The 12670-nt window shown below is 37.4% G+C and carries 7 protein-coding genes; 5 read left to right on the top strand and 2 right to left on the bottom strand.

The features are described from left to right. The first annotated feature begins 240 nt into the window (after positions 1 to 240). The 4 genes from QNJ50_RS26715 (at position 241) to QNJ50_RS26700 (ending at position 8672) form a co-directional block, all read left to right on the top strand. Complete coding sequence (locus QNJ50_RS26715; RefSeq protein ID WP_300641675.1) at positions 241 to 1518, top strand: glycosyltransferase; 1278 nt, start codon at positions 241 to 243, stop codon at positions 1516 to 1518. A gap of 287 nt (positions 1519 to 1805) precedes the next feature. Then, positions 1806 to 2951, top strand: a complete 1146-nt coding sequence (locus QNJ50_RS26710; protein ID WP_300641673.1) for a hypothetical protein — start codon at positions 1806 to 1808, stop codon at positions 2949 to 2951. Positions 2952 to 3288: 337 nt separating this feature from the next. Beyond that, positions 3289 to 6012 carry a cation-transporting P-type ATPase gene (locus QNJ50_RS26705; protein WP_300641671.1) on the top strand — a complete coding sequence of 908 codons (2724 nt, stop codon included), beginning with the start codon at positions 3289 to 3291 and terminating at the stop codon, positions 6010 to 6012. A gap of 875 nt (positions 6013 to 6887) precedes the next feature. Continuing rightward, the gene (locus tag QNJ50_RS26700) at positions 6888 to 8672 is read left to right on the top strand and encodes a WD40 repeat domain-containing protein (protein WP_300641669.1); all 1785 of its coding nucleotides are present in this window, start codon (positions 6888 to 6890) and stop codon (positions 8670 to 8672) included. Between the two features lie 64 nt (positions 8673 to 8736). On the opposite strand, the gene QNJ50_RS26695 is transcribed toward QNJ50_RS26700, so the two are convergent. Then, positions 8737 to 10077 (bottom strand): NAD(P)/FAD-dependent oxidoreductase, encoded by a 1341-nt coding sequence (locus tag QNJ50_RS26695; protein WP_300641667.1) that lies wholly within the window; start codon positions 10075 to 10077, stop codon positions 8737 to 8739. 775 nt (positions 10078 to 10852) lie between these two features. Between QNJ50_RS26695 and QNJ50_RS26690 the strand changes: the two genes are divergently transcribed. Further along, on the top strand, positions 10853 to 11482 hold the full coding sequence (locus QNJ50_RS26690; RefSeq protein ID WP_300641665.1) for a pentapeptide repeat-containing protein: 630 nt from the start codon (positions 10853 to 10855) through the stop codon (positions 11480 to 11482). Positions 11483 to 11513: 31 nt separating this feature from the next. Here the strand turns inward: QNJ50_RS26690 and QNJ50_RS26685 are convergent, their stop codons facing one another. Beyond that, positions 11514 to 12128: an IMS domain-containing protein gene (locus tag QNJ50_RS26685; RefSeq protein WP_300641663.1), complete on the bottom strand. Its 615-nt coding sequence runs from the start codon at positions 12126 to 12128 to the stop codon at positions 11514 to 11516. Positions 12129 to 12670 lie beyond the last annotated feature (542 nt).

Genomic DNA, 12670 nt, shown 5'->3' with positions numbered 1-12670 from the left:
TTATTGTCATGATGATGGAGGAGTGCAAGTTTATTTTAATTTTAGAAGAAGCTTGCTGATGATTAACGGATGAGAAACTGACAGTATTTTTAATTTTTGACCATTACTGATATTTTTTAGCTCTGAGTGATATTTTGAGCACCTAAGTAATTAACACATCAGGGTGGTAAATTGCGTTAGCGTGGTTGTGAACTGTGATGACAAGCTTACTTCAGTAGTGTCGAACAGTAAGGAAAAATTATGAATATTTTTATTCTTACGGCTGGTTCCCGTGGCGATGTCCAACCTTATGTAGCACTAGGTAAAGGATTAAAAAAAGCAGGACATTTAGTAACTATCTGTACCTGCTCCAGTTTTGAATCATTCATCACCGACCATGGTTTGAATTATGGGTATATGAATAATGATTTCATCAAACTGGTTGATTCAGAAGCTGGTCGAGAAATGATGGAAAGTGGAGGTACTTTCTTTGGTTTAATCGGAGCGATGTTGAAATTGCTCAAAGTAGCCAAAACCATCAATAAACAAATGCTTAGGGATGCTTGGAATTCAGCACAAACAGCAAAACCCGATATTATTATTTTCCATCCCAAGGTATTAGCAGGTTCCCACATTGCGGAAAAACTTGGTATTCCTGCAATAATGGCTGTTCTCGTACCTGCGATCGTTCCAACCTCTGATTCTGTCGCTATTGGGTTTCCAAATTTGAAGCTTGGAGGTTGGTACAATAAGCTTTCCTATAAGGTTTTACACTGGGGATACCACAATTACGACGATATAGTAAATGAATTCCGTCAGGATGTACTCGGGATTGGTAAATTTCCTAAATCGACAAGTCCAATCGAAATGGTAAATGGAAAACCAATTCCGGTTATGCATGGTTATAGCGAACTGATTTCACCACGTCCCAAGGATTGGTCAGATACAGCTTATGTCACCGGATATTGGTTTTTAGATCGCAATGATGATTGGCGACCTCCAGCCGAATTGGTTGATTTTCTAGAAGCAGGCGAACAGCCGGTTTATGTTGGATTTGGTAGTATGGCGGGACGTAATCCACAAAGAATGGCAAATATTGTCATTAATGCCTTAGAAAAAGCAGGAGTACGTGGCATCATTGCTACTGGTTGGGGTGGCTTAGATGCTAGGATTCTACCGAAAACTATCTTCAAAATCGATAAAATTCCCCATTCCTGGCTTTTTCCTCAGGTATCTGCTGTGGTTCATCATGGTGGTGCTGGAACAACAGTAGCTGGTTTACGTGCAGGTCGCCCGACAATAGTATGTCCTTTTCTGGTGGATCAACCTTATTGGGGAGAACGAGTTTATGCTCTGGGTGTTGGAAGTCAACCTATTCCACAGCAGAAACTAACTGCTACTAAATTAGCTAAAGCGATTCGAGAAGTAACAACAAATCAAGTTATTCGAAAAAATGCGGAAACTTTAGGTGAAGAGATTCGTAAAGAAAACGGTATTAAAAATGTGATCGCTATTATTGAAAGTTATGCAAAATCTTAGTAAGTAAAGTTAACTTTGGCAAACAGTATTTATTATTAACTAGCCACCACTGAAACACTCAGTTGATTTTGAATACCCTAAATATTAATTTTGCTATTCTGAAGAAGTTCATATGTTTTCTGGAAGGGTTTAGGTTTTTCTAATAATTTTTGAGCCATTTATTTTGGCTAAAGCTATTACAATAGCCGATTTTATTAGGTTTTTCGCGAGACGAATAACCAAAGTTATTAGATGAATAAATGCGTATTTTACAGAAAATATCTTATGCCTGTACTCTTGTACTAGCTATGACTGTATGTGTAGCAGCAGAAGCTAAACCTGCTAAACGGGCTTCATTTCAAGGACTGGGAGATTTACCAAGTGGTATTTTTAGCAGCATTGCTCTTGATGTATCAGCAGATGGTTCGACTGTGGTGGGGAGTAGTGCTGTGAAAGTTGAGCCTTGCTGTGGAGAAGCGGAAGATACTGAAGAAGCATTTCGCTGGACGCAAGAAGGTGGAATGCAAAGATTAGGAGATTTACCAGGTGGTATATTCTCCAGTACTGCCACTAAAGTATCAGCAGATGGTTCCATTGTGGTCGGTAGTAGTAGCAGTTTCGGTTTTCGAGGGTATCCATTTCGCTGGACACAAAAGAATGGAATTGAGCAATTGAGAGACACAGCATTTCGAGGTGAAAGTTATTTTGTGTCTGGTCTATCAGCAGACGGTTCCATTGTGGTAGGTATTAAGAGAGGTGCTGCTGTTGGTCCAGATCTATTTCGCTGGACACAAAAGAATGGAGAAGAAATAATCTTAGGATCGGGGGTAGATCCAATCTACCCACCTGGATTATCAGCAAATGGTTCTGTCATCGCAGTGTATTATTACAATCAAGCAGTTAGAGTTAACCAAAAAGGTAAAATCAAAAAATTAGGAGATTTACCAGGTGGTAAGTCCTTTAGTGCAGTAACAGCAATATCGGCCAATAGTTCTACTATAGTAGGAGTCAGTGGCAGCACTAATGGTGATGAAGCATTTCGCTGGAGACGAAAGCGTGGAATGCAGGGATTAGGAGATTTGCCAGGTGGCAAATTTTACAGCATAGCCAATGATGTTTCAAGAAATGGTTCGATTGTTGTCGGAAGTAGCGAAAGTGCTAATGGTAGAGAAGCGTTTATTTGGAATCGCAAAAAAGGAATGCGTTCTTTGCAAGAAATTCTGACTAATGAATTTGCGATCGATTTAACTGGTTGGAAGTTAGAGGAAGCAACGGCGATTTCAGATAACGGTTTGACAATTGTTGGTAACGGGAAAAACCCTGATGGTAATCAGGAAGCTTGGATCGTGAGACTTAGAGAAATAGATGATGATGGAAATGAAATAGATGATGATGAGAATGAAATAGATGATGATGAGAATGAAATAGATGATGATAAGAATGAAATAGATTAAAGCTTCACACTAAATTAGTGTAAAGATTTAGTGTAAAGATAAAGTAAACAACTTCACAACATACCCGCACTGCAGTGGAAAGTCATATTCAGCTATTTTAAAAATGACCGACTGGATGATGGGGTAAATTTTTGACGCCATTACCTGTTAAAACTTCTTGTTTTCTGTGTTGTAGAAAAAATATTACAACCTACTTTTATTTCTCACTTAGTAGGGTAATTGCTTGCCATCCGTACATTTCTATAATACCAATGTGCAGATTCGATGAACGAGATATTCTGTCTTTGCTAGCATCAACTGATAGGGTACCAGAAAAGCATCTTCTGCATTGAAAGTTATGATATCAGTTCAATTGCAATCTCGCTCTTGTCACGAACTTTCTGGTCGTGAGGCAATTAAAGAATTTAATAGCAACTTAAAGAATGGTTTAACAGCAGAGGAAGTTGCTAGTCGCTACGAAACCTACGGATGGAATGAATTACCCATCAAACCTGGAAAACCTGCTTGGCTAAGATTTTTATTACAGTTTCATCAACCGCTTCTCTACATCCTGTTGATTGCAGGGGCTGTGAAAGCATTTTTAGGATCTTGGACTAACGCAGCTGTGATCTGGGGAGTAACGGTCATTAATGCAGTTATTGGTTATGTGCAAGAAGCCAAGGCTGAAGGAGCCATCGCTTCCCTTGCAAAAGCAGTGACCACAGAAAGTACAGTTTTGCGAGAGGGTCAAACTCTGCAGATACCGTCGCGGGATTTAGTACCGGGAGATATTGTACTGTTGACATCGGGGGATAAGGTTCCAGCGGATTTGAGATTGCTTAATACTCGCAGTTTACAGGTTGATGAGTCAGCTCTGACGGGAGAATCAGTACCGGTAGATAAATCTATTCAGCCTTTACCGAAGGATACTCCCCTTGCAGAACGGATAAATATGACCTACGCCGGAAGTTTTGTCACTTTTGGACAGGGAACGGGGATTGTTATTGCTACAGCAGGTACGACAGAAGTCGGACAGATTTCTAAGTCAATGGAGCAGAGGGTTAATCTTAGTACTCCACTGACTCGTAAGTTTGCTAAATTTAGCCGTATTTTACTCTACGCGATTCTGACTTTAGCAACTCTGACATTCGCCATCGGTCTGGGACAGGGAGAATCCTGGATCTATATGTTTGAAGCTGCTGTCGCTTTAGCAGTTAGTGCAATTCCTGAAGGTTTACCAGCAGTTGTAACTATCACTTTAGCGATTGGTGTTAACCGCATGGCGCGCCGTCATACCATTATTCGCAAACTTCCAGCTGTTGAAGCTTTGGGGAGTACCACTGTTATTTGTTCTGACAAAACTGGAACCCTAACGGAAAATCAAATGACGGTACAGGCTATTTATGCTGGGGGACAAAATTATCAGGTCAGTGGTAGTGGCTATAGTCCTAAAGGTGAGATTATTCATCCTACTAACAATCACTCAGAAAGTGTTTTTGAAGATGGTTTGTTGTCGCAAGCCTTGAAAGAATCCCTGATAGCTGGAGTACTTTGTAATGATTCCCAATTAAAGCATGCAGGAGAGCATTGGTCGGTTGTGGGTGACCCCACGGAAGGTGCATTAATTGCAGCTGCAGCTAAAGCCGATCTAACCCAGTCTGCACTAGCAGCTTCAAAACCGAGACTAGATTCAATTCCTTTTGAATCCGAGTATCAATATATGGCGACATTGCATGACGCCGATTTTCGAACTATCTACATCAAGGGTTCTGTTGAAGCATTGTTAAAACGATGCTCTCAGATGATAGATCGAGAGGGTCAAATCGTTCCTCTCGAACAAGCACAAATCGAACAAGCCGTTGAAGCAATGACAGCAGAAGCTTTGCGAGTACTAGCTTTTGCCAAAAAAATTGTTGCTCCCCATCAACATTCCATAGATCATGACAATATAGAAACCGGGTTAGTCTTTCTCGGGTTGCAAGGTATGATTGACCCACCCCGTCCAGAAGCGATCGCAGCGGTGCATGCTTGTCAGACAGCGGGAATTCAAATCAAGATGATTACTGGAGACCACATCTCAACGGCTCGGGCGATCGCTCAACGTATGGGTATTCAGAAGACAAAGCAAGTTCTCGGGTTTGAGGGACAGCAATTAGCGAAAATGGACGACCGTCAGCTCGCTCAAGCTATTGAAGATGGAGATGTATTTGCTAGGGTTGCACCGGCTCAAAAGTTAAGGCTAGTAGAAGCTCTCCAGTCAAAAGGGGAAATCGTCGCCATGACGGGAGATGGGGTAAATGATGCACCAGCTTTAAAACAAGCTGATATTGGTATCGCCATGGGGAAAGGTGGAACCGAAGTGGCTCGAGAAGCTGCTGATATGCTCCTGACTGACGATAACTTTGCTTCTATTGAAGCAGCAGTGGAAGAAGGACGTACGGTTTATCAAAACTTGCGTAAAGCGATCGCTTTTCTCTTACCTGTCAATGGTGGTGAATCCATGACCATTTTGATCAGTGCATTGCTAGCGAGGGATTTACCGATTTTGTCGCTACAAGTACTGTGGTTAAACATGATTAATTCCCTCACCATGACAGTTCCCCTAGCCTTTGAGCCGAAGTCAAACGGCTTAATGCAGCAGTCTCCACGCAATCCCAAAGAGCCCTTAATTACAAAGAAATTATTACGTCGAATTTTGACGGTTTCCTTATTTAATTGGATTCTGATTTTTGGTATCTTTGAGTGGGCGAAGTTTACTACTGGCGATGTTGCAGTTGCTCGCACCATGGCAATTCAGTCCCTTGTAGCTGCTCGAATCGTCTATCTTCTCAGTATCAGCCAATTAGGAATTAGTTTATTCAACTATATCCGTGGTAGATCCACATTGATTACAAATGCACCCATCCTGATTGTAGGTATTGTAGCTGCTGTTGCTTTACAAATTGTGTTCAGTCAGTGGAATGTGATGAACATACTATTTGAAACAGCACCTCTGACTTGGAATCAATGGCTGATTTGTTTAGTGCCAATGTTGCCAATGATACCTACAGCAATATTTGCAAACTATATCGACCAATCTTAAGTAAGAGTAGTAGCTGGGATCACTCCAAGTTGCTGCATGACTTCTAATAAATTCAATTCATCCCAGTGCTCAATAAATTTCCCATCTTTAACGCGCCAAATATCGATGCTGCGCATAGTAAGGAATGTGGATTAAATAAAGTACAAAAGTAGGGTGCTGTTAGCATTGCGTAACGCACCATTCCAAATTTCAGAATTATAGGTTATTAAATTCTCATTCATTATTAAATTACCGGTAGCTGGAATTCCCATGAATTTTCCTTGTTGATGAGCATGATAAGTGAATCGAGCGATCGCAGTTTGACCATCTACAAAAACATCTTTAACTACCAGGTTTTGTTGGGTTGCGCTGTCGCTTAACCCAACCTACAAAAATGCTTAACGAACACCGTAGGTGAGTGCAAACAGCATTACTACCCTGCGGAGTAGTCGCGCTGTTTCCTGTTCCCTTTAAACATAAAAATGAGATATTGCTTGCTTGAAAGCTGTTTGTAAACTAACCTCATTCATGTATAGTAAAACACCTGATTGATGCCAACGATGTGATGAAAACTCAAAGTGTAAATTGGGTTTTATAACGATTCCAGGTCTTGGTTGTGGTCAGTTTGCAGGAATATTTAGGGGAAAGTTAGGTACTCATCTTAAAGTAGCATTGAGAAAGTTGTTAGAAAAGCACGGTAATAAACTGTCAAATATTAAAGCAGTATATTACGACCCATATCGAGAATGAGTTCCAAAGCTTTTAATAAATGATGATTCCTAATGAAAATAGGGATTTATAAGCTGTTGTCAGCGATGAGATATCCAATTAAGACTTGAGAAAACTTGTAGGTATATCTTAACCTAGGTATACAACTGTGCCATTACTGAACGCACATGGATTGGATTAGTTTACTCAAAGCGCAACAAGTTGATTTTCTTCGACGGATTAAAAAACCCAAAATTAATAATCTTTATTTGCTGGACTCCCAAGTAAAAGGTTGTCATGCTGAAGTAATGGAGTTAGGAGGCGAATCTCTGACACAACTGTGTGAGGTTGCTCGTCAACAAGCAGAGATTATTGCCAGAAATCCACCACCCATACCGCCCGATTATCCAGATTCTCCAGATTGGGCGATACCTTTTGAAGAATATTTCCAGCAACAAGCCCAAGATTACCTTGTGCGAGAACAAATTGTTGAACAAGTCATAAACCAACGCCTAGGAAAATTAATTAAAAAAGTGTCCCAAGATACTTTAAAAAATATGGTGTTGGATGATGAAGGTAATTTGCTGACAGAGAGTAAATTTCCTTACTTTTTAAATGGAAATTCTTCCTATGGTGTTCAAGTTTACGTCACAGATGGAACTAGTTTTAATGGCATTAAAAAGGACAAAATTCGTTGGTCTGTTACTCAAGAAGATGTCAAAAATAATCAATTACTGATTTTCCTCTGTCTATTCAATCCATTAGTGAGTAAATTTTCTTACAATAAAAAAGTTGTAATAGCAGGATTTTTACCGACAAATCTCATTGAATTGGGGGATCCCAAGCTTCTAATAGCTCCAAGTAACTTACTATATGTTGGTGGTTTACACTGGTATTTAGAATCGCTCAAAAAACCAAAATATATACCACGAGCACAAACGAATGATGTGGTAACTCTAGAGAATATTCAAGTTTTACCATCAGGTCATGATTGCAAAAATATTATTGGTGATTGGGAATGCTGGCAAACTTTAAGAGGTCATACCAGAGGAATCAATTGTTTAGTTTATGTTCCACAATGTAAAAATAATAGAAATTTACCCATCTTAGCTAGTGGAAGTCGCGGAGAAATAAAATTATGGGATTTTACTAAGGGAGAATTAATTTCCACATTATCCGAATATCCTTGGACTGTTTCTGGATTAGTTGACGAAGTTAAAACCCTTGCTTTCAATCACAATGGACAACTTTTGGTTAGTGGAGGTGCAGACTCAACGATTAAAATTTGGCATTTGGGCGCACGGGATCTCATCGATGTTCTACATAAACATAATGGAATAGTGCGTTGTGTTGCTTTTACTCCAGATACAAAAATGTTAGTTACCGGTGGTGACGACCGAAAAATCTTATTTTGGGATTTGGTAGATAGATTAGTGGTTGCGACTCTTTCTTTAGATGATAATGCTGCACATGCTTTAGCTATTAGTCCTGCTAGTACACTATCTCCTGAAGGAAATGGAAAAGTTTTAGTAACCGGTAGCTACCGTAAGATCAAAGTTTGGCGGATTAATTATGAGGGGAAAGAAAATTTAGATATCCCACTTTTATATTCTTTTACTGCTCATTCTCACATTGTTACTTCCCTCACCATAAGTGCTGACGGTAAATATCTCATTAGTGGTAGTCGGGATCGAACAATTAAAATTTGGAATTTAGAAACTGCGGAATTATTACATACTCTCAAAGGACATAGAGATGGGGTGGATGCTATTGCTTTAAGTGCAGATGGAAAAATAATTGCTAGTGGAAGTGCAGATAACACTATTAAAATTTGGCATTTAGAAACAGGTCAATTATTAGCCACTTTTAGCGGTCATAGTAGCACTGTGTCAGCATTATTATTTACTCCTTCTGGTGACAAATTAATTAGTGGAAGTTTGGATCGAACAATTAAAATTTGGCAACGGAATTGAGGTAATGGGTAATGGGTAATGGGTAATGGGTAATGAGTAATCGGAATTTAATTTGCGATCAATTTTATTTAAGTTTAGTCATAACTCTGTTATTAGACCATTTAATTAGACGCATCCAGAAATTAAATCGCTGGGCTATTTCCGAATAAGGTACGGTCGTTTGTGACAGTAAAAAAAACAATGGTGGATTAAATAGCTTTGGAAATCGTTTATTCATTTTGCTTGTGACTCCCATTGCAGTATTAAATAAAAATATGAGCCATTTCGCTTTAGGTAAAAGTTGGGTGTTTAAGTCAGTAATCGCGTGTCCTTCTTTTACTTGCTGTTGTGAATATTTTGGTAGTACAACATTTAAATTATCAGCTTCTTCTTGCAAGAGTTTATCCAATGCAACAACATCATTGAAAGCAGCTTGACATCCTTGACCGAGATAAGACGACATCCCATGAGCAGCATCACCAATTAAAACTGCTTGTCCGGGAAGGTCATGATAAAGATTACATTTAGTTTCAACTACAGTAGAAGGACGTTGGTTACAAAATTCCTGTGCTTGTTCGTCGCTAATTTCGATTCCTGGTAGCCATTCTTCATTAATCATCTTTTGAAGATCGCTGTATGTTTGAACTTTTGGTGGATTCCCTATTAATTGTGTTGGTTCTTGAGTCCAAAACATCAAAATGCACAAGCGATCATTAATCTCTGGAATAGCAGCACCGGAAAGACCATGTTGTTTAAATCTTGATCGATCCTCACGATATATTTTTCTAAAAAAGTAACTGGTATCTACCGCTATATTTTTTGGTCTGGGAATATGAATTGTTTTCCATGCAGTATCAAAATACTTTTGCTGGAAATCAAACCCAGGTCTCTTCATAAATGCTTCTCTAACAACAGAATTTACTCCGTCACTTCCAACTAGAAGGTCGTAGGATTGAGTAATTAGACTATTTTCGTTAACTCGTAAGTTAACTGTATGCTCCTTTAAATTTATATCAATACAAGGACTATCAAAGGTAATTTTTATTTGATTATTATTTCGTTCTTCTAATTCATTGAGTAGAGCAATACAAAGGTCATTACGATTGATGAGAAGACTAAAATTATCCGGTTCTTTATTTCGTAAAAAAGATTGCCATCCTTGCTTTTTTTGAGAATAAATCGCTGATTTACGTATCTGTATTCCTTGTTCTCTAACACTTGACCATAATCCATCAATTGCTTTTAAGGCTTGTTGACCCCGTTGAGTTAAACCAACAACAAAGGCTCTGTTAGAAAACTTATTTTCTCTAGGATCACTCCTTTTTTCATAAATATAAATTTGGTAATTATTTGAGCGATTCGATAAATAGTGAGCTAGTAAAAGTCCTGCTGGTCCTGCACCAATGATGACAATATTCTTAACCATTTTTATTTCAGTCAAATATTACTTAAAATACATCTGTTATTATTTGAAGGGATAAAAATTAAGATATTTTTATAGTTTTATTTGCTGTATTAAATCATACAGATTGCCAAGTACTCGCTTTTAAGTACACAATTATTCTGGGAGAGTTCATAGCTTAAATGCAATACAGTTCAGTTAAGTATTTTCGTAGGTTGGGTTAAGCCACAGCGCAACCCAACAAAACAGCCCGGATGTTGGGTTATGTCCTACGGACACGCTTTGCTAACCTTCGTCAACCCAAACTACTTCTATTTTGAGATTTAGCCTAGCCTTAACTGAACTGTATTGAGCTTAAATGGATGTTAATTAAGCAATAATTTGAAGGGAAACATAAAAATACATTCGAACAAAAGCTCACATCTTACTATTTGCTTATTCATGTATAAAAAAGCTTATAGTCTGCCTAGAATAATTATTTGAGACGAAGCTACTGTGACACTAATGCAACTGTCTACTAAATAATGAAAATGCTTATCAAAAATATTCTAATTTCGTTCTGTAAGATGATTAAGTAAATTAGAGTTATTTATTTGCGGGAATGAGTTCAAAACCCGAATTTATGTAGCTTACGTAATATCCACTACTTTCTTAATTTTTGCGTCTCATAATGTCCGAACAGTTGAAAGTTAGAAATTATTTCCCGGACAATCAAAATAAGTGTCCATATGTATTTCAGATAAAAATTATTAGTAGCTAAACTTGCTTATAAGTGAGTTTAGCAAAAAGTATTTTACTAATGAATTCAGTGGATAGTAACGAACAACTACCTACTGTATTGAAGACGTCTAGTAGTGACGAACTTTTACAGCGTTACGCAGCAGGAGATAGAGATTTTCCTGGAAGTAAGTTAAATGGAGCAAATCTTAATAGTAATAATTTAAGTCGTACTGATTTAAGTCGAGCTAATTTGAAGGGCGCTCATCTCAGCCATGCTAATTTAAGTAATGCTAATTTAAGTGATGCTAATTTGATTAATGCCGAATTGCTGGGTGTGAATTTAAATCGTGCTAACCTTAACAGTACTAAGTTGAGTGGTGCAGATTTAAGTGGTGCAGATTTGCGAAATACAATCCTGAGTGGTGCGGATCTTCGTGGTGCAAATCTTAGTTATGCAGATTTGAGTGGTGCAATTCTTCGTCTTACAGACTTGCGTGGTGCTAATCTATGTGGAACTAATTTGAGAAATGCTAATCTCAATGATGCTTTTCTCAGTCATAGCAACCTTGAAAGTACTTGTTTACTTGGTGCAAAACTGAAAAGAACTGATTTTAAAGATGCGAACATCAAAAATGCAATTTTTGGTGACAATAAAGAGCTATCCGAGGATACTCAATTGCAATTAGAAATGCAGGGTATTGTTTTTTAGCATCATTATTATCTAAAAAATATGCTCCCTATCAACAGTCCTGACGATTTAAACGTAAATTACTTGCTGATTTATTAACCAGCCAACCATTAATAGTTTTGTCTAAAGTCATTTCTAATAATAGATTTGTTGGTAAAACTCTATATAAACACCTTCCATTTGATCTTGAATAAGTATATGAACTATAAATTGCCCTTGTTTCAACTGTAGCTTGCAACTCATTGGGTTCAATATCAATAATTTCAATTTTTATATCACTGTGTTCTGATTCTCGGTATGCACCATTCTGCCTAAGCGAATTTATATTATTAGCCTGTCTTACTACTATTTCGCCAGACATATATTTTGCTAAATCATTAGTATTTAATGTTTTTGTAACTTTCTCAACACCTGTTAGATACAATCTAACACCAGTTTCAATCTCAGACTTGTATTTATCTTTTAAATCATTTTGTGAATTAGAACTAGAACTACTTATACTTCTATTTCCCGGAAGTTTATCACTAGTTAAATTGGTATTCTCGGGAGGTGGTTTTTCACTAGAATTTTTATTACCTAAGTACGTTCCAAAAGCTCCAATAATGGCAACTAAAATTGTTACAACAGCCCAGATAGCCCAATGTATACCTTGTGGTTTGTCACTCATCTTTACTTTTGAACTAACTATTTAAAATAATTTCAGACGTTATAAAAAGGCAAATTATATGCTTTTTATATTATAACAAAAATTTTATTATATAAATTAATTCTTAATAACTTTGTTCAACTCATATATTTAATTCAATAAATATGTTGTTTAAATTACTCAGCATCAAGATCAAAATTCTTATTTTTACAACAAAATAAATAAAAATCACGTATTTTTGATTATGCAGTATATTGAAGATTAAGTGTTAATACGGATAGAGATAAATCTGATTTAAATAACATAGTTTTTAAGATCTACCTTTAGATATAGTATATAATACTTATTCAGTAATTTATTGTTGTTTTTATTTATTTGGAATTTGGGTAAAATCTTTTATGTCTGCGGTAGTTCTCCAGGATTCAGGGGATGGTTTTTGTGCATATCAAGAAATTAGAAAAATTCGATTATCTTATTTCCTCTATTAAAGACAACAAAACTTTTGTGTTTGCAAACTACTTTCTTTGCACAAAAAAATATCGCTCCCGATCTAGAAGCAATAT

Source organism: Mastigocoleus sp. MO_188.B34 (assembly GCF_030065675.1).
Lineage (GTDB): Bacteria > Cyanobacteriota > Cyanobacteriia > Cyanobacteriales > Nostocaceae > Mastigocoleus.
This window is presented reverse-complemented; position numbering and strand designations above follow the sequence as displayed.